Here is an 18,741-nt window from a genome sequence, read left to right on the forward strand (position 1 = left end):
GCCTCCCGTCAGACCGTCGCGTAGGCGACGATGCCGCGGCGCACCGCGTCCGTCGCCCGCCGTGCCGTCTGGGCGAGCTCGTCGTCGCCGGCGTTCCGCACCTGGTCCAGCAGGTCGATCACCTGCTTCGACCAGCGCACGAAGTCGCCCGCGGGCATGTCGAGGGTCCGGAGCACGTCGTCGAGCGCGGAACCGGACGCCCACCGGAACATGCCGACGGACATGGCCGGGGTCGGCGGCTGGGAGCCGGCGAGCCGGGCGTCCCGCTCGATGTCGTCGAGTCGGGCCCAGATCGTCAGCGTCTCGTCGAGCGCCGGCCGGAACGCCCCGCGGGGCAGGGCGTGCTCGGTGCCGGGGGCGTCCTCGCGGCGCGGCTGGTAGACGATCGTCGCGGCCATGGCGGCGAGCTGCGCCGGCGTGAGTTCCTTCCACACGCCCGCCTCGAGGCACTCGGCGACGAGCAGGTCACGCTCACCGTAGATGCGCTGCAGGCGGCGACCGCCCGCGGCGACCGTGGCCTCGTCGTCGCCCGACGCCACGAGGTAGCCGAGCTGCAGGAGCACGTTCGTGACCCGGTCGAAGGTCGTCGCGACCGCACCCGTCCGGGAGCGGATCTGCTGCACGAGCTTGTCGTTGGCGCGCTTGAGCTTGTACCAGCGCTCGGCCCACCGGGCGTGCGCCTCGCGGTCCGGGCACGCGTGACAGGGGTGCCGCTGCATCTGCCGACGGACGTCGGTGATCGCCGCCTGGCGTTCCTGGCGGGCACCGTGCGAGGCCTCACGGCCGCCGGGGACGTTCGTGCGCTCGAGGTCGGACAGGCGACGGCGGAGGGCGGCGTACTCGGTGAAGTCACCGAGGTGGCACTCCATCGCACGCTGGTACCCGTCCAGGGACTCCTGCTGCGACCGCACCTTGCGCGCGAGGTCGACGACGGACCGGTCGGCCTGGAACTGCGCGAACGAGGTCTCGAGGACCTCGCGCGTGCGCTGCCGTCCGAACTGCTCGATGAGGTTCACGGCCATGTTGTACGTCGGCTTGAACGACGAGTTGAGCGGGTACGTGCGGCGGCTCGCCAGCGACGCGACGGCCTGCGGGTCGAGGCCGTCCGACCACTGGATGACCGAGTGCCCCTCGACGTCGATGCCGCGGCGGCCCGCTCGACCGGTGAGCTGCGTGTACTCCCCCGGCGTGATCGGCACGCGGGCCTCGCCGTTGAACTTCTCGAGCTTCTCGAGCACGACCGTGCGGGCCGGCATGTTCACGCCGAGCGCCAGGGTCTCCGTGGCGAAGACGACCTTGAGGAGCTTGCGCTGGAAGAGGTCCTCGACCACTTCCTTGAACGCAGGCAGGAGGCCGGCGTGGTGTGCGGCGACACCGCGCTCGAGGCCCTCGAGCCACTCCCAGTAGCCGAGGACGGCGAGGTCCTCGTCGAGCAGGGTCCGGCAGTGGTACTCGGCGGTCTCGCGGATCTCGTTGCGCTCGTCGGCCGTCGTCAGCGAGATGCCCGAGCGGAGGACCTGGCGGACGCCCTGGTCGCAGCCGTTGCGGCTGAACACGAAGAAGATCGCGGGCAGGAGCATGCGCTCGTCGAGGACCTTCGCGATCTGCTCGCGGTACATCTTCTCGGTCCGGGGACCGCGGCGCTCCGGGTACCCGCCGCGACCGCGCCGACCCCGGTGCCCACCGCCGTGCCGCTCGCTGCGCGAGGCACCGCCGACGAGTCGGAGCAGCTCCGGGTTCACCCGGTTCGTCGCCGCCGCGCCGCTCGAGTCGAACAGGTCGACCATCTTGGAGCCCACGAGCACGTGCTGCTCGAGCGGGACCGGACGGTCCTCGGACACGATGACGTCGGTGTCGCCGCGGACGGTCTGCAGCCAGTCGCCGAACTCCTCGGCGTTCGACACCGTCGCGCTGAGCGAGACGAGCCGCACCTCGGTCGGCAGGTGCAGGATGACCTCTTCCCACACGGCGCCGCGGAACCGGTCGGCCAGGTAGTGGACCTCGTCGAGGACGACCCAGGCGAGGTCGTCGAGCAGGTCGGAGTCCGCGTAGATCATGTTGCGCAGCACCTCGGTCGTCATCACGACGACGCGGGCGCGCGGGTTGACGTTCGTGTCGCCGGTCAGCAGCCCGACCTCGGACTCGCCGTAGTCGGCCACGAGCTCGTTGTACTTCTGGTTGCTCAGCGCCTTCATCGGCGTCGTGTAGAACACCTTCGCCGTGGGTTGGCGCATCGCGAGCCAGATCGCGAACTCCGCGACGATGGTCTTGCCGGCGCCCGTCGGGGCGGCCACCAGGACGCTCCGCCCCTGGTCGAGGGCGTCGCAGCCGGCGACCTGGAACGGGTCGAGGTCGAAGCGCAGGTCGGCACGGAACAGCTCGAGGTTGCGCGAGCGGTTCCGGACCTTCGCCGCCTGGTAGCGCTCGGCGGCACTGGGTCCGGGGGTCATCAGCGTGCGTACTCCTCGTCCAGCTTCGCCTGGCGCTTCGCCGCCCGGCGGTCGTGCAACCACGTCACCAGGCAGGCGGCGGCGTAGAGCACGAGCATCGGTACCGCCAGCAGGAACATCGAGACGACGTCGGCCGACGGGGTGACGATGGCGCAGAACACCAGGATGCAGAGGATCGCCACGCGCCACGACCTGATGATCGAGCTCGCCGACAGCACGCCGACGAAGTTCAGCAGCACGAGGAACACCGGCAGCACGAAGGCGATGCCGACCGCCACGATGAGCTTGATGACGAAGTCGTAGTAGGCCTTGGCGTCCACGATCGAGGTGTCCTGCGTCGACACGAAGCTGCCGAGGATGCCGACGACGTGCGGAAGGATGTACCACCCGAACCAGCAGCCCGCGAAGAACAGCGGGATCGCGGTGCCGAGGAACCCGAACACGTACTGCTTCTCGCGCCGCACCAGCGCCGGGACGATGAACGCCCACACCTGGTACAGCCAGACCGGGCTCGAGATGACCACGCCGATCGTGATCGCGATCTGCAGGCGGAGGTCGAACGCGCCCGTGATCATCGGGAAGTTCAGCTCGGCGGTGTGCCCGCCGACCTCGGCCATCGAGGTCACCGGCTGCCGGAGCGCATCGAGCACGAACGGGGTGAGGAACCACCCGCCGACGGCGCACGCCGCGACCGCGAGGACCGCCTTGAAGAGGCGGTTGCGCAGCTCGATCAAGTGCTGCCCGAGCGACATGCGACCCTCGGTGTCCTTCTTCGGACGGCCCGGTCGCCCCGCTCGCCCGCTCGCGGTCGTCGAAGCCATGGCCCGATCCTACGGGACCGGGACCGACAGTCGGGCCGTCGGCGGCGGACGCACAGGCGGAGCACCGGACGGGAGGCACGTGGCGGCCGCGCGGCGAGCCTCCCGTCCGTCATGCCGTGCGGTGGGGCGGCGGTGACCTCGGTCGGTGCCGCGGCTGCGCGCTACTCGGCGGCCAGCGCAGCCTCGGCGAACGCGCGCACGGCGGCGCGCGCCGCCGGCGGGTCGAGGACGACCGCGCGCCCCGGGAGACCGGCCACCAGCCGGACCACCCCGTCGAAGCCGTTCGACGCCGCGAGCCGGATGCGGACGCGGCCGTCGGCGTCCTCGGCATCGGCGGTGTCCGCCAGGTGGTCCGCGACGAGGGGCAGCGCCGAGCAGTCGAGCTCGACGGTGACGATCACGTCGCCGCCGGACTGCTGGAAGAGCGTGTCCGGGATCACGACGTCACCGATGGTCTTCTCCGCCGGGCGGTCGTCGACTCGCGCGTTCGTCATCCGGTCGAGCCGGAAGGTCCGCAGCGCCTGCCGGTCGAGGTCCCAGGCCCGCAGGTACCAGTCCGCGTCGATCGACTCGACGCGCAGCGGGTCCACGCGACGGGTGCCCCCGCGGGTCCGCGGGCCGGCGTACTCGAAGGCGAGTCCGCGACCGTCGGCGACGGCGCGGCGGATCGTCGAGAGCGCGGCGTCGTGCAGGTCCTGGCCGACGGCGACGTTCGACGCCGCTCCCCCGGCGCCGCGGGACAGCTTCGCCATGAGCGCCCGGATGGCGTCGCGGTCCGCGGCCTCGGGCAGGGCGGACAGGTACTGCAGTCCGGCGATCAGGGCCGAGGCCTCGCGTGCGGAGAGCCGGGGCGAGTCGTCGATGGCGACGAGGTTCGTCAGCACGATCATGTCGTTCTGCTCGAAGTCGTCCCAGGCGATGTCGAACAGGTCGCCGTGCTGGTACTGCATCGTCTCGCCGGGCACACCCGACACCGCGATGAGTTCGACGGCCCGGCGGATGCGCTGCTCGGGGACACCGAAGTGGCGAGCGGCCTCGGCCACCGAGACGCGCTCGTGGTCGATGAGGTACGGCACGAGGACGAGCAGGAACGCGAGCTTGTCCTGGGCCTGCAGGGGTTGCTGGTCAGCCACGGGCACCTCCGGCGTCGGCGTGGTCGGCGTCGGCGGGCCGGTCGTCGGCGTCGGCGTCGGCGGGCCGGTCGTCGTCCGTGTGGTCGGCGACGAGGGCTCGCAGTCGGGCGACGACCCGCTCGCGGAGCGCGGCGGGGTCGAGCACCCGGACCTCGGGTCCGAAGGCGGCGAGTTCCTCGGCGAGGATCTGCGGGTCGACGTGGTGCACGACGAGCACGCCGTCGTCGTCGACCTCGGTGCCCCGGCGACGCCGGAGTCGGCGTTCGGCGTCGGAGCCCGGCACGACCGCGATCCGTGCGGTGCGCTCGGCCCACACGCGGTCGAGCTCGGCGAGGGCCTTCTCGGCGGCGCCGGCGGGCGCGGGGTGCTGCCCGACCTGGTGCACGCTGACCGGCCCGACGATCCGGGACAGCAGGTAGTTCTTCGTGCCGCCGGTCGAGAACTCGTGCGCTGCGAGCATCCAACGTCCACCGTGCTGCACGAGCGCGAGGGGCGCCAGGTCACGGCGGCGCGGCGCGTGCTCCCCCGGCGTGATGTAGTCGAACCGGACCGCGGCGCCTCGGTCGAGGGCCGAGCGCAGCGGCTCGAACGCGGCGTCACGGGCGCGGAGCCGCGGCGCGTACGCGCCCATGCCGGCGACGCCCTGCGCGGTGGTCGATCCGTCGTCGTCCGACCCCGCGGAGCGCACCTTGAGCAGCGCGCGACGGGAGTCGGTGGACAGTGCTCCCTCGCGCCACGCCATCGCGGCGAGGGACAGCAGCGCGGACTCGTCCGGCGTGAAACGCACGTCGAGCGGCAGGTCGTACTCACCCTTCGGGATCCGGTAGCGCAGCGTCTGGTTGTTGCCGGCGGCGCCCGGCGTCTCGATGGTCTCGAGTGGGATGCCGAGGTCGCGGACGTCGTCCTTGTCGCGCTCGAACTGGCGCTCGAGCGAGGCGTTGTCCCCACCGGGCGTGAAGCGCTGGCGGTAGCCCTGCACGTTCGCCAGGATCTCCGCCTTGGTCAGCCCGGCCTCGGTGGAGAGCAGTGCGAGCACGAGGCTGAAGAGCCGCTCCTCGGCGGGGACGCGGGGGGCTCGGGAGGCTGGCACGAGCCCGATCCTACGGCAGCGCGGGTGCACCGGAGTGCACCCGCGCGGGGTCGGTGGAGGGGCGGCCGGGGCTCAGGCGGGCATCTTCCCGAGCACGTCGATGACGTACGCCGTGGTGCCGGACTGCTGGTGCACGATCGCCAGGACCTGGTCGCCGACGCGGTGGCCGAGGATCGCGTTCCGCACGCCGTCGATCACCTGGCCCTCGGCCAGCGGGACCGCCTGCGCACCCGAACCGTCGGTCCAGTTCGAGGCGACGACCGAGGAGTCGCCGTTGCTGCCGGCCCACGAGACGGCCGTGTACTTGATGACCGCGCTGTCCTTCGCGGTGAGCTTCGCGCCCGAGCCCTTGCGGAGCAGGTGGAGGGCGTCGTCCTTCGGCGCGCTCCACGACGGGATGGTGATCCCGGGCGCACCGGACGGCGCCAGGACGACCGCGGGCATGCCGTCGCCGGCGAGCTGCGGGGTCCCGGTGGCGCGGGCGTCGAAGGCCTGCTTGACGTCCATCACCGCGACGACGGCGTCCTCGGTCTTCCCCGAGGTGCCGGACGCGCTGGTGGCGCTCCCGCTCAGTTCGCTCTTCGGCAGTGCCACGGCGAGCCGGTCGCCGACGTGGGCGCACTCGAGCGCGGAGCCGAGGGGGCCGTAGTTGGCAGCACCGGCGGTGATCGGTGCAGTCTGGCCGGAGTAGCCGCTGGTCTGCGCGACCTGGCCGGTGGCGCCGTCGACGAGCGTGTACTCGACGAGGACCGGCGTGCCCTCCTCGATCTGGCGGCCGTCGCCGGAGCGCAGCACCGAGACCTGGGTGCCCTTCGTGGTCAGCCCGGACGGCACCGACACCTTCGGCTCCTTGCCGAACGCACCCGTCGCCGTCACCGCTGCCGAGGCGGCACCGGGTTCGGGGCACGCGGACGGCGCCGTGCCGGCCCCGCTGGCGGCGCACCCCGTCAGGGAGGCGGCGAGGCCGATGGTGACCAGGAGTGCGGGGATGGTGCGCACGGACCCTCTTTCCGTTCGGTGCTGGACGGGCATGCGTAGCCTAGCGGGCACCGTCGGCGGCATCGTGCGCGGCGACCGGAGCGACCGTGCCACCGTCGTGCGCGGCGGCCTGCGGGTCCGTCCCGGCCTCGGCCGCGGCGACCCTGCGCGCCTGGGCCGCCGCCTGCCGGGCGACCTTGCGCAGCTTCTTGTCGCTGGCGGACCGCTCGCCGACGGCCCCGGGGGTCCAGGCTTCGACGTCCTCGTCGGAGAACTCGACCTTGCCTGCGCGACGCTTCAGGTTCGGGAGCACGACCCCGTCGGCCAGACGACGCGCGGTCACGAGGAACCCGGTGTGGCCGACCATGCGGTGGTCGGGGCGGACGGCGAGTCCCTCGACGTGCCAGGTGCGGACGAGGGTCTCGCTCGACTGCGGGTCGGTGAAGCGCCCGGTGTCGCGCAGCGCCTCGGCCGTGCGGGACAGCTGGGTGACGGTCGCGACGTAGCAGACGATGAGCCCGCCGGGCACGAGGGCGTCCGCCGCCGCGTCGACGCACTCCCACGGGGCCAGCATGTCGAGGACCACCCGGTCGACGCTCTGCGGCTCGGTGGCACCGGGGAGCTCCTCGACGAGGTCGCCGACGGCCACCGACCAGTTGTCCGGGACGGCGCCGAGGAACGTGCCGACGTTGCCGCGGGCGATCGCGGCGAACTCCTCACGGCGCTCGAACGACTGCAGGCGACCGGTCGGCCCGATCGCCCGGAGCAGGAAGAGCGAGAGCGCGCCGGAGCCGACACCGGCCTCGACAACCCGGGCACCCGGGAAGACGTCCGCGAACGCGACGATCTGGGCGGCGTCCTTCGGGTAGACGATGGCCGCGCCGCGGGGCATCGACATGACGTAGTCGTTGAGCAGCGGACGCAGCGCCAGGTACTCGTCGCCGGTGCTCGCCCGGATCACCGAGCCGTCGGGCTGCCCGATCACGTCGTCGTGCCGGAGCACGCCGCGGTGGGTGTGGTACTCGCCGGCGGTCTCGAGCGAGAGCGTCGTGAGCTTGCCCTTCGGACCGGTGAGCTGCACGCGGTCGCCGGCGCGGAACGGTCCACGGGGCGGGGTGTGCGGCGCGCCACCGGCGGTGTGCGGCAGGGCGACGACGTCGTCCCCGGAGGCCTGCTGGTCGTGCTGGGGCTGCTGGGTCTGGTCGGTCATCGGGTCGCCGTCTCGGTACGGGCCGCGAGGGCCGGGCTGGTCAGTTCGACGAGGCGGTCGACGTCCACGTCGGCCAGCGTCGTCAGGTGCACGTCGCCACCGGCGATCTCGGACAGCGGCACGATGTGCTCGACCGCCACGGTCACCGCGCCGGACGCGACGGCGGAGGCGACCCCGGTGGCCGAGTCCTCGATCGCGACGCACGCGGTCGGGTCGACACCGAGCTGCGCCGCGGCGGCCAGGTAGGCGTCCGGGTACGGCTTCGGACGGTCGACGTCGTCCCCGGCCACGACCACGCGGAAGCCGCGGGCACCGACGGCGTCCGCGGTGACGAGTGCCATCGTGCGACGGGACATCGTCACCAGCGCGGTCGGGATGCCGCGGTCGTGCAGCTCCTCGACGAGTTCGCGGGCACCCGGGCGCCAGGGCAGCTCACCGCCCTGCAGACGCTGCGTCACGTAGTCGGTCATCCACAGGACGATCTCCTCGACCTCCATGTCGACGCCCCGGTCGCGGAGGATCTCGCCGGACCGCTCGAGGCCGCTGCCGACCAGGGACAGACCGTCCTCGTGGGTCCACTCGGCGCCGTACCGGTCGGTCAGCTCGACCTGGGACTGCTGCCAGATCGGCTCGGTGTCGATGATCGTGCCGTCCATGTCCCACAGCACGGCTGCGGGGAGGACGCGTTCGGGGTGCTGGGCGGTCACGGGCGACGAGTCTACCGGGGCGCCGACCGGCCCCACGGTTCCGCTCGGGGCGGACGGAGCGGTGCCGACGGCCGGCTCCGGCCTATCCTGGGTGATCGACCGTGTCCGGCCGCGCGCGAGCACCGCGTGCGCCCCGCTCCACCACCAGGAGGCCCCTCCGTGCCACAGCACTCCCCCTTCAGCGACGGCCGTCTGCTCGTCGTCGCGTTCGAGGGCTGGAACGACGCCGGCGAGGCTGCGAGCGGCCTCGCGCGCCGCATCGTCGACGCGCTGGAGCTCGACGAGCTGCGCGAGATCGACGGCGAGCGGTACGTCGACTACCAGTTCAACCGGCCGGAGGTCGGGACGGCCGAGGACGGCTCGCGCGGCATCCGCTGGCCCCGCATCGTGCTGCACGGCCCCGGTGCCGAGGGTCGCCCGGTGGTCGGCGCGGCGGGCTCCGAGACCGAGCGCGACGTGTTCGTCCTGGTCGGCCCGGAGCCCTCGCGGACGTGGCGCGGCTTCTGCGCCGAGGTCATCGACCTCGCCGACGTGTACTCGATCGACGCGGTCGTGTTCGTCGGGGCGATGCTCGCCGACGTCCCGCACACCCGCCCCATCTCGGTGTTCGTGTCGAGCGAGAACGCCGGTGTCCGAGCCGCGTTCGACGTCGACCGCTCGTCGTACGAGGGCCCGACGGGCATCCTCGGGGTGCTGTCCGACGCGATGGACACCGCAGGGCTCACCACGCTCTCGCTCTGGGCCTCGGTCCCGCACTACGTGCACAACTCGCCGTCGCCCAAGGCCACCCTGTCGCTGCTCGACAAGATCGAGGAGCTCGCGGACGTCACCGTCCCGCGCGGCAGCCTGCTCGACGAGGCCACCGAGTGGGAGGAGGGCATCGACGCCCTCGCCGCCGACGACGAGGACATGGCGAGCTACATCGGCCAGCTCGAGCAGGCACGCGACACGGTCGACTCCCCCGAGGCGTCGGGCGACGCGATCGCGCAGGAGTTCGAGCAGTACCTGCGCCGTCGCGAGCGCAAGGACGGCAAGGACGGCGGCACCGCCGGTGGCGAGGGCCCGTGGCGGCCCCCGCAGCCGCCGCAGCAGTAGCCGCGACCACGGGACAGACGGGAGGCGCGGTGCCAGCTGGCACCGCGCCTCCAGTCCGTCGGTGCGTCGGTCGGTACCCGCCCGTTCGCCTTGGTCGCACGACGTGCCGCTCACCTTCGAAGTGAGCGGCACGTCGTGCGACCAGGACGGCCGCGGGCGGCACGTCGTGCGATCGGAGCGACGGGCGGACGCCCTGCCGCGCCGCCGCGCCTCAGGCGAGGCGGATGCCGAGCAGGGCGTCGACGAGGTCGACGAGCTCCGGCGTCGCGCGCGTGCCCGCCGCGATCGCGGTGTCGACGGCAGCGACCGCGCCCGGGGTGTCGAGGTCGTCGGCGACGCGGGCCCGGATGCGCGCGATCGCGTCTGCGGCGTCGTCCTCGTGACCGGGCGCGTCACCGGACGCCCACGCGTCCCAGGTCGCCAGACGGGTGGTCGCGCTCGTCAGCTCGCCGTCGAACCACTCCCAGTCGTCCGAGTACCGGTGCGACAGCAGCGCGAGTCGGATCGCGCGCGGATCGGCGCCGTCGTCGAGCAGCCCCCGCACGGTGACGAGGTTGCCGAGCGACTTCGAGATCTTCGACCCCTGGTAGGCGATCATGCCCGTGTGCACGAAGGCGTTGGCGAGCGGCTGGTGCGCGAGGGCCGCGGCGTGCCCGGCACTCATCTCGTGGTGCGGGAACACCAGGTCGCTCCCGCCGCCCTGCACGCTGATCGGCAGGCCGAGGCGGTCCCCCGCGATGACGCTGCACTCGATGTGCCAGCCCGGACGCCCGGGACCGACGGCGGTGTCCCAGCTCGGCTCACCCTGGCGCGCGGCGCGCCACAGCAGCGGGTCGAGCGGATCACGCTTGCCGGGGCGGTCGGGATCGCCGCCACGCTCGGCCGAGAGCGCGGCCATGGTCTCGCGGTCGAGGCGGCTCTCGTCGCCGAGCGCCCACGCCTCGGTGGGGCGGTTCACGTCGAAGTAGACGTCGTCGCCCTCCGAGTCGTCGGTCGGCACGTCGTAGGCGTACCCGGTCTCCTGCAGGTACGCGACGGCCTCGGCGATGCGCTCGACCTCGTCCGTGACCGCCACGAAGTCGTCCGGCGGCAGGACGCGGAGCGCCTCCATGTCCCGGCGGAACAGGTCGATCTGCGACGCGGCGAGCTCGCGCCAGTCGACGCCGTCACGCGTCGCGCGTTCGAGCAGCGGGTCGTCGACGTCGGTGGTGTTCTGCGCGTACTCCACCTCGAGCCCCGCGTCGCGCCAGGCGCGGCCGAGCGTGTCGAAGGCCAGGTAGGTCGCCGCGTGGCCGAGGTGCGTGGCGTCGTACGGCGTGATGCCGCAGACGTAGAGCGTCGCGCCCTCGGCGCCCTGCGTCGGGTCGACGGGCTTCCCCGCCGCGGTGTCGTGCACCACGGGACGGGGCGCGTTCCCGGGGACGGACGGGACGGACGGGACCTGCCAGGCCCTCACGGCTGGATCACTCCGAGCGACAGCAACACGATGAGCACGATACCGAGTGCGATCCGGTAGACCACGAAGGGCATGAAGCTGCGCTTGGCGATGTAGTTCATGAACCCGGCGATCACCACGAAGCCGACCACGAAGGCGACCACCGTCGCGACGAGCGTGTCGACCAAGCCGAAAGGGGCGCCGTGATCGCCGAGGCTGGTCGCAGCCTCGTAGAAGCCGGACAGGAACACCGCGGGCACGGCGAGCAGGAACGCGAAGCGCGCCGCGGCCGGACGGGTGTAGCCGAGTGCGAGGCCCATCGACACGGTGGCACCGGACCGCGAGACGCCCGGCACGAGCGCGAGCATCTGCGCGACGCCGATGAGCAGGCCGCTCCGGAAGGTCATCTGCTCGATCGGTCGGACCTTCCGCCCGACGACGTCGAGCACACCGAGCACCACACCGAACACGATGAGCACGATCGCGACGATCCACAGCGACCGAAAGGTGGTCTCGATCGAGTCCTTGAGCAGGAGCCCCGCGACGCCGATCGGGATCGTCCCGAGGATCACCAGCCACCCGAGCCGCACGTCCGGGTCGCCCTTCGGCACGTCGCGCCGGAGGACCGAGCGGAACCACCGCCCGACGATCCGCGTGATGTCCTTCCAGAAGTAGATCAGGACGGCCGTCTCGGTGCCCAGCTGCGTCACGGCGGTGAACGCGGCACCCGGGTCCTTCGCGTCGGGCAGGAAGAGTCCGACGATGCGCAGGTGCGCGCTGGAGGACACGGGCAGGAACTCGGTGAGTCCCTGCACGAAGCCGAGGAAGATCGCCTCGAGGATGTGCATCGAGCGGGGCCTTTCGTGCCGGTCGTCACGGGTCGCCGCCGTGGGGCGACCCGGCAAGGTATCAGTACGTGGCGAGCAGGTCGCCGAGGACGCGCCGCCCGAAGGCCAGGGCGTCGAGGGGCACGCGCTCGTCCACCCCGTGGAACATCGCCGGGAAGTCGACGTCCTCCGGCAGGCGGAGCGGGACGAACCCGTACCCCGCGATCCCGAGCCGCGACATCGCCTTGTTGTCCGTGCCGCCGGACAGCAGGTACGGCAGCACGGGGGCGCCCGGGTCGTGCCGCTCGAGGGTCTCCCGCACGGCGTCGACGAGCGGCCCGCCGAAGTCCTGCTCGAGCCCCACGTCGCGGTGCGTCATGACGACCTCGACGTCGTCGCCCGCGAGCTCCCGGACGCGCGCGAGCACGGCCTCCTCGTCACCGGGCAGGCACCGGAGGTCGACGAGGGCCTCGGCGGAGTCCGGGATCACGTTGTGCTTGTACCCGGCGCGGAGGACCGTCGGGTTCGTCGTCGTGTGCAGTGCCGCGTGGATGAAGCGCGAGGCGGACCCCGTCGCGAGGGCGACCTCGTCCGGCCCGGTCGTGATCGGGTCCACGCCGAGCAGCCGTGCGATCTCGCGGACCATCGCCTCGGTCGTGTCCGAGAGACGGACCGGCCACTCCTCGGCGCCGATGCGCGCGACCGCGGCGGCCACCTTCGTCACGGCGTTGTCCCGCATCACGTGCGACCCGTGCGCCGCCGTCCCTCGGGCGACGAGCTTGATCCACATCAGCGCCTTCTCACCCGTCTGCAGCAGGTAGGCCCGCTGCCCGCCCAGGGTCACCGAGTAGCCGCCGACCTCGCTGATCGCCTCGGTCGCCCCGGCGAAGACCTCCGGGTGCGTGTCGACGACGTGGTGCGCGCCGAGCACTCCGCCGGCCTCCTCGTCCGCGAAGAACGCGATGACGAGGTCACGCTCCGGGGCACCCTGCCGTTCGACGACGTCGCGCAGGGCGGTCAGCATCATCGCGTCCATGTTCTTCATGTCCACGGCGCCGCGGCCCCAGAGCATGCCGTCGCGCACCTCACCGCCGAACGGGTCCACGGTCCAGTTCTCCGGATCCGCCGGCACGACGTCGAGGTGCCCGTGCACGACCAGCGCCGGCTTGTCGCCGTTCCGTCCCGCCACACGCGCGACCACGCTCACCCGGCCCGGCTCCGACTCGAAGAGCTGCGGCTCGAGACCCAGGTCGCGCAGCTGTGCCTCGACGTAGTGCGCGGCCTCGGTCTCCCCGACCGACTTCCCCTCGCCCCAGTTCGTCGTGTCGATGCGGATGAGGTCCCGCGCGATGGCGGCGGTGGCCTCGAGGTCCGGCTCGGTCGGCAGGTCGTCGCTCATGCCGCCAACGCTACCGGCAGCCCCCGTCACCGCCGGGCTCACATCCCCTGCTCCCTCGTCGTCCCGCGGGACTCGCCCGGGATGCGCGCCCGTGTTCATCGTGCGTTCAGAGCCGTGCTAGTGTCTTCTCTCGGCAGGAACGCCGGGGAAACAGCCCGGAACGACAGCCACACAAGTGAATCATCACCCTGTCCGGGTGGCGGAATTGGTAGACGCGCTAGCTTGAGGTGCTAGTGCCCGTATTAGGGCGTGGGGGTTCAAGTCCCCCCTCGGACACAAGAAATGCGGTGCCCCCTGGTCTTTCGGCCCGGGGGCATTCCTTGTTCGTGCTCTCCCGGCGAGCATCGCCATCGCTGCGCTCAGGGCGACGCCGCCTCCGTGCGGCCACTTCGCTGCGCTCAGGGCCGGCCGGCGACCGTGCGCTTGGTGCGACATCGTCGTCGTCGAACGACAGCCGTCTTGTCGCATTCAACGCGCCCCACTCGGAGCGTGCGCATCGTGCGACGTTGCCGCTGTCGAACGACAGCTGTCGCGTCGCAGAACCGGTACGACCGACCCGCGGCACGAACGCACCCGCACCACGCACTGCGCACCGGACGGGAGGCGCGGGGCGGGGCCGCCCCGCGCCTCCCGTCCGGCGGGTGGTCCTACCGGGGTCCCCGTGCCTCGTCCGCACGCAGCCGGCGCGTCAGCGCCGCCGTAGGCGACGCACGAGCAGCACCACGCCGCCGATGGCTGCGAGCCACCCCCAGTTCGCGATGACGGGGTCGAGCAGCTGGTGCCGCCAGTCCCGTCGCGACGACGTCAGGCGTGACGCGACCGGCCGGTTGCCGAGCTCGGCGCGCCACCCGGTCTCGTGCACGACCCGGTCCGGACGGCCACGCAACGCGTCCGTCACCCGGTGCGTCGCCACGTCGATCCGGTCGCCCAGCACGAGGAGCAACCAGTGCGCCAGACGGCCCTCGCTGAAGCGTCGGTAGGCGTACCGCTTCACGACCCCGGCGAGCCCGGACAGCGGCTGCGCCGTCCCGAACACCGGGGTGACGTGGGCGTGCTCGATCGAGCGCTCACGGCCCTGGGCGCCGGGCTGCTGCTCGGGGACGTCCCAGTGGGCGCCCGAGGCGAGCCCGACCTCGCGGGACAGCTTCGGTACCGAGGGACGGTCGGCGAGGTCGAGGTCGCTCCCCCACCCGGGGATGCGCTCGCGGAGCTCGGCCGACGCCGGCACCCGGCGGGGCGGATCGGCGATGTAGGGCGTGTGGTCGGTCACGGGTGTCTCCTTCACGGCACGATCACCGTCTTGACGCAGTCGTCGAGCTTCGACGAGAACAGGTGGTAGGCCTCGTCGATGTGCTCGAGCGGGACCCGGTGCGTGATTATGTCGCTCGGGCGGAAGTGCCCGGCCTGGATGTGCTCGAGCAGCCGCGGCCACTGACGCTTCACCGGCGCCTGGTTCGTGTGGATCGTCAGGCCCTTGTTCATGGCGTCTCCGAACTTCACCGCACTCGGGATCGGTCCGTACGCGCCGACGGCCGAGATCGTCCCGCCCTTGCGCACACCGTCGATCGCCCAGTTCAACGCGGTCGGCGACCCGCCCTGCAGCTTGAGCTTCGACGTCGTCACCTGCTGCGTGAAGTTGCCGTCCGCCTCGGCACCGACGGCGTCGATCACGCTGTCCGCGCCCAGGAAGTCGGTCTGTTTCTTCAGCTCGAGCACGACGTCGTCGACCTCGGCGAAGTTGATCGTCTCGGCGTGGGCGAACGTCCGCGCCTTCTCGAGCCGGTACTCCAGCTGGTCGACGACGATGACCCGTCCGGCGCCCATGAACCACGCTGACCGGGCCGCGTACAGCCCGACCGGACCGGCACCGAGCACCACGACGGTGTCGCCCTCGCGGATCGAGGCGAGCTGCGCCCCGAAGTAGCCGGTGCTCAGGGCGTCGGTCATCAGGAGGGCGTCCTCGTCGTCGAGCCACTCCGGGATCACCGACGGTCCGACGTCGGCGAACGGCACCCGGACGCGTTCGGCCTGCCCGCCGTCGTAGCCGCCCGTGGTGTGCGAGTACCCGTAGATCCCGCCGACGGCCGTGGCGTTCGGATTGACGTTGTGGCAGTTCGAGAACAGTCCCCTCGAGCAGAACCAGCAGGACCCGCAGTACACGTTGAAGGGCACCATCACGCGGTCCCCCACCGCCAGGCTCGCGACGGACGAGCCGACCTCCTCCACGACGCCGATGAACTCGTGGCCGAACGTGTGCCCGACCCGGGTGTCCGGCATCATCCCGTGGTACAGGTGCAGGTCGGACCCGCAGATGGCGGCCCGTTCGACCCGGACGACGGCGTCGTTCGGGTGCTCGATCCGGGGATCCGGCTTCTCCTCGACGCGGACCCGGTACGGTCCGCGGAAGGTCATGGCGCGCATGGGCGCTCCTCTCGCTCGTGGCACCCACGGTCACCGCGGTGCCGTGCGTGCCGACCCAGGACCGCGTGATCTGTGCAGAACGCCCGCGGTCGTCGAGACCGCGCAGACGGACGACCGGGAGGCACGGCTCGGGTCCGTCGTGCTACCAGCGCCGGCCGTCGCGTCGGTCGGGGTCCGCGGCCCGCTCCGCCAGGCGGGCCGCCAGCCAGCGCCGCGCCGCGGACACGTCGTCGAACACGCCGTCGTCCTGCGCGTCGGCGGCCTCGGCCAGGAGCGCCCGGAAGCTCGGGCCGGGCTCGAGTCCCGCGTCCACCAGGTCCCGGCCGGTGACGAGTCGCGCGCGGCGCCCCGCGACCTGGTCACCCGCCATCACCGCCAGCCACGCCCACGCCGGACTGCGGCTCGCGGCCGATCCGCGGCCCTGCGCGTCGGCCTCGCAGACGCGTGCCCACGCCTCCGCGGTCTCGAGTGATCCCCCGAGGCGTCGCAGGAGTCGCCGGGCAGCCGGCACCGACGGCGGCGCGCCCGTCGTCGAGTGCGCCACCATGTGCTCGCGGACCAGCACGGCCACCTCCTGCACGACGGCCCGCGGTGCGCCGAGTCGACGGAGCAGTGCGGTGGCGGCGGCTGCGCCGGAGACCTCGTGCCCGAGGCTCCGGATCCGCACCGAGCCGTCCTCGCTCACGACCCGCTGCGTGCCCGACCCGGCCTTCCCGAGGTCGTGCAGCAGGGATGCGAGCACGACGACCACGCGCCGCTCCCCGGCCACGCCGGCCGCACGGCAGGCCCGCGCCGCGGCATCGGCCGCGAGCCCCGCGTGCACGTGCACGGGGCCCTCCGGGTGCCACGTCGGGTCCTGCGGCACGTCTCGGACCGCGGCGAGCTCCGGCAGGTGCCGCTCCCAGCCGGTGGCGTGCAGGACGGCGAGGGCGGCGGACTGCTGGTCGCCCTCGGTGAGCCGACGCACCTCGGGCCAGAGCCGCTCGCGTGCGATGGCGTCCCACCGGTCACCGAGGGCGCGGGCCAGTGCGATGGTCTCCGGGTGCACGGCGCAGCCGTACCGGGCGACGAACCGGACCAGTCGGAGGACCCGGAGCGGGTCGTCACCGAAGTGTCGGGACGCGTGCCGCAGGAGTCCGGCGCGGGCGTCGTCGATGCCGCCGACGGCGTCGAGCAGCTCGTTCCGGACGACGTCCCACGCGACGGCGTTCACGGTGAGGTCCCGCCGGTGCGCCGAGGAGGCGACGGCAGCGTCGAGGGCGTCGTCGTCCGCGACCGTGCCGGGCACCACCGCGACGTCGAGGTGCGTGTCGTCGAGGACGACCTTGCACACCGGGAACGCGGCACCGGCGGTGACCACGACGGCCCCGGTCGCGCGCAGGACCGCGACGACCGCCTCGGCGTCCGCGGCGTCGTGCAGCTCGACGTCGACGTCCGGTGGCCCGACGTCCGGGACCGGCCGGTCGACCTCACGGAGCAGCGCATCACGGACGGTACCGCCGACGACGAGCGGTCGTCCGACGGTCGACAGCACCGCGAGCAGCGCCTCAGCGGCCGGCGGGAGACGGAGCCACCGGACAGCGTCAGCGGGACCGGGGCAACGGTGCAGACCCGCGCCACGGGTCGACGCACAACGGGGACAGGGGGTGGTGGGCACGGCCGGGCTCCTCGTCGTGGACCTCCGTGCACGGCACCGAGGGAGCCAGTCTGCCGCACCTCGGCCCCGGACGCGACAGCAGACGTGACACACAACGGACGGGAGGCGCGGTGCCGTCCGGCACCGCGCCTCCCGTCCGTCGTCTGGTGGCGTCAGCTCTTGGAGGCCTCGACGAAGTTGCGTCGCGGGTCGGTCTCCTTGATCAGCGAGGTCGCGTCGCGACCGGACACCGCACCGGTGATCCAGCCGATGACGATCCGGACCTTCCGGTTCAGGGTCGGCATCGCGTACACGTGGTACGAGCGGTGCGCGAGCCAGGCGAGCAGGTTCGTCATCTTGACGCCCTTGATGTTCGCCGCACCCTTGCCGACGCCGTACGAGGCGACGGTGCCGATCGACGGGTGGCGGTACTCCTCGAGCGGCTTGCCGGTGATCGTCGCGACCACGTTGTCGGCGGCGACGACGGCCTGGCGGACGGCGTTCTGCGCGTTCGGCGGGTAGTAGGCGGGCTGCTTCTCGGCGGTCAGGTCGGGGACCTGCGCGACGTCACCGAGGCCCCAGACGCCCGGGACGACCTCGTGGGTGTCCTCGGCCTCGACCTGGAGCTTCGCGTTCGCGGCGAGGTGGCCCTTCGGGCCGCGCGGCAGGTCGGACGCGTCGAGGAGCGGGTTCGGCTTGACGCCGGCCGTCCAGACGAGCAGACCGGCGGCGAACTCGTCGCCGTCCGAGAGCTTGATGACGCCGCCCTCGGCGCTCGGCATGGTGGTCTTCAGGCGGACGTCGATGCCGCGGGCGCGGAGCGACTCGAGGGTCCACTTCGACAGCTCCGGACCGACCTCCGGCGCGACGCGGTCGAGCGCGTCGATGAGCACCCAGCGCGGCTGCTCGCCGGCGAGCGACGGGTAGGTCTTGATGGCGGCCTGCGAGACGTCGAAGAGCTCGCCAATCGCCTCGACACCGGTGTAGCCACCGCCGACGAAGATGCTCGTGAGCAGGCGACGACGCTCGTCCTCGTCGCGCGTGGCGGCGGCCTTCGCGATGTTGTCGAGGAGCTTGGCGCGGACGTAGGCAGCCTCCTCCACGGTCTTGAAGCCGACGCCGTACTCCTCGAGCCCGGGGGTCGGGAACGTGCGCGTGACCGAGCCGAGCGCGACGACGAGCTGGTCGTAGCCGAGCGTGCGGTCGTCACCGCCGGCGGTGGCGATCGAGACCGTCTTGTCCTTCGAGGAGATGCCGGTGACCTTGCCCTGGATGACGCGGGTCTTCTTCAGTGCGCGACGGAGCTCGAAGGTCACGTCCTTCGGGGCGATGTGCCCGCCCGCGACCTCCGGCAGGAACGGCAGGTACGTGTAGTACGTGTTCTGGTCCACCAGCGTGATCCGCATCGGCACGGTCGCGGCGTGCTTCTGGAGCTGCTTGACCGTGGTGTAGCCGGCGGAGCCGCCGCCGAGGACGAGGACGTGAGGGATGGAGTCTGCCATGCACCCGGTCTACCGGAAGATGCCCTCGGACGTCACC

General features: G+C 72.5%; 15 protein-coding genes and 1 tRNA gene. 2 read left to right on the forward strand and 14 right to left on the reverse strand.

The window, feature by feature from the left end; genetic code table 11:
* Window positions 1-8: 8 nt before the first annotated feature.
* The 7 genes from LCG91_RS08125 to LCG91_RS08155 all read right to left on the reverse strand — a co-directional run bounded on the left by LCG91_RS08125 (window position 9) and on the right by LCG91_RS08155 (window position 8,389).
* Complete coding sequence (locus LCG91_RS08125; protein WP_058750230.1) at window positions 9-2,450, reverse strand: DEAD/DEAH box helicase; 2,442 nt, start codon at window positions 2,448-2,450, stop codon at window positions 9-11.
* Window positions 2,450-3,202, reverse strand: a complete 753-nt coding sequence (tatC, locus tag LCG91_RS08130) for a twin-arginine translocase subunit TatC (RefSeq protein WP_224443113.1) — start codon at window positions 3,200-3,202, stop codon at window positions 2,450-2,452. Before tatC ends, LCG91_RS08125 begins: the two co-directional genes overlap by 1 nt.
* A 230-nt stretch (window positions 3,203-3,432) precedes the next feature.
* Window positions 3,433-4,404, reverse strand: a complete 972-nt coding sequence (locus tag LCG91_RS08135) for a helix-turn-helix transcriptional regulator (protein ID WP_224443078.1) — start codon at window positions 4,402-4,404, stop codon at window positions 3,433-3,435.
* Window positions 4,397-5,494, reverse strand: coding sequence for a helix-turn-helix transcriptional regulator (locus LCG91_RS08140; RefSeq protein ID WP_224443079.1), 1,098 nt, complete (start codon window positions 5,492-5,494; stop codon window positions 4,397-4,399). The genes LCG91_RS08135 and LCG91_RS08140 overlap by 8 nt, the downstream gene beginning before the upstream one ends.
* A gap of 72 nt (window positions 5,495-5,566) precedes the next feature.
* Window positions 5,567-6,493, reverse strand: a complete 927-nt coding sequence (locus tag LCG91_RS08145; protein ID WP_224443080.1) for an FKBP-type peptidyl-prolyl cis-trans isomerase — start codon at window positions 6,491-6,493, stop codon at window positions 5,567-5,569.
* Between the two features lie 40 nt (window positions 6,494-6,533).
* The gene (locus tag LCG91_RS08150) at window positions 6,534-7,682 is read right to left on the reverse strand and encodes a tRNA (adenine-N1)-methyltransferase (RefSeq protein ID WP_224443081.1); all 1,149 of its coding nucleotides are present in this window, start codon (window positions 7,680-7,682) and stop codon (window positions 6,534-6,536) included.
* Window positions 7,679-8,389, reverse strand: coding sequence for an HAD family hydrolase (locus LCG91_RS08155; RefSeq protein WP_224443082.1), 711 nt, complete (start codon window positions 8,387-8,389; stop codon window positions 7,679-7,681). The genes LCG91_RS08150 and LCG91_RS08155 overlap by 4 nt, the downstream gene beginning before the upstream one ends.
* Window positions 8,390-8,548: 159 nt before the next feature.
* Between LCG91_RS08155 and LCG91_RS08160 the strand changes: the two genes are divergently transcribed.
* On the forward strand, window positions 8,549-9,484 hold the full coding sequence (locus tag LCG91_RS08160) for a proteasome assembly chaperone family protein (RefSeq protein WP_058727834.1): 936 nt from the start codon (window positions 8,549-8,551) through the stop codon (window positions 9,482-9,484).
* Window positions 9,485-9,695: 211 nt separating this feature from the next.
* Here LCG91_RS08160 and mshC read toward each other — a convergent pair whose 3' ends face one another.
* The 3 genes from mshC to LCG91_RS08175 all read right to left on the reverse strand — a co-directional run bounded on the left by mshC (window position 9,696) and on the right by LCG91_RS08175 (window position 13,145).
* Window positions 9,696-10,940 (reverse strand): cysteine--1-D-myo-inosityl 2-amino-2-deoxy-alpha-D-glucopyranoside ligase, encoded by a 1,245-nt coding sequence (gene mshC / locus LCG91_RS08165; protein WP_224443083.1) that lies wholly within the window; start codon window positions 10,938-10,940, stop codon window positions 9,696-9,698.
* Window positions 10,937-11,767, reverse strand: a complete 831-nt coding sequence (locus LCG91_RS08170) for an undecaprenyl-diphosphate phosphatase (protein ID WP_058727832.1) — start codon at window positions 11,765-11,767, stop codon at window positions 10,937-10,939. The genes mshC and LCG91_RS08170 overlap by 4 nt, the downstream gene beginning before the upstream one ends.
* A gap of 61 nt (window positions 11,768-11,828) precedes the next feature.
* Entirely contained in the window at window positions 11,829-13,145 is a 1,317-nt protein-coding gene (locus tag LCG91_RS08175) for a M20/M25/M40 family metallo-hydrolase (protein WP_224443084.1), read from the reverse strand.
* A gap of 190 nt (window positions 13,146-13,335) precedes the next feature.
* Here LCG91_RS08175 and LCG91_RS08180 point away from each other — a divergent pair.
* Window positions 13,336-13,421 (forward strand) — tRNA-Leu (locus tag LCG91_RS08180).
* A gap of 412 nt (window positions 13,422-13,833) precedes the next feature.
* On the opposite strand, the gene LCG91_RS08185 is transcribed toward LCG91_RS08180, so the two are convergent.
* The 4 genes from LCG91_RS08185 to LCG91_RS08200 form a co-directional block, all read right to left on the reverse strand.
* Window positions 13,834-14,415, reverse strand: a complete 582-nt coding sequence (locus tag LCG91_RS08185) for a hypothetical protein (RefSeq protein ID WP_224443085.1) — start codon at window positions 14,413-14,415, stop codon at window positions 13,834-13,836.
* An 11-nt stretch (window positions 14,416-14,426) separates the two neighbouring features.
* Window positions 14,427-15,566 carry a zinc-dependent alcohol dehydrogenase gene (locus LCG91_RS08190; RefSeq protein ID WP_224443086.1) on the reverse strand — a complete coding sequence of 380 codons (1,140 nt, stop codon included), beginning with the start codon at window positions 15,564-15,566 and terminating at the stop codon, window positions 14,427-14,429.
* A gap of 142 nt (window positions 15,567-15,708) precedes the next feature.
* Entirely contained in the window at window positions 15,709-17,100 is a 1,392-nt protein-coding gene (locus tag LCG91_RS08195; protein WP_224443087.1) for an HD domain-containing protein, read from the reverse strand.
* Window positions 17,101-17,375: 275 nt separating this feature from the next.
* On the reverse strand, window positions 17,376-18,704 hold the full coding sequence (locus LCG91_RS08200) for an NAD(P)/FAD-dependent oxidoreductase (RefSeq protein WP_224443088.1): 1,329 nt from the start codon (window positions 18,702-18,704) through the stop codon (window positions 17,376-17,378).
* Window positions 18,705-18,741: the final 37 nt, after the last annotated feature.

This window comes from Curtobacterium sp. TXMA1, from assembly GCF_020162095.1.
Classification (GTDB): domain Bacteria; phylum Actinomycetota; class Actinomycetes; order Actinomycetales; family Microbacteriaceae; genus Curtobacterium.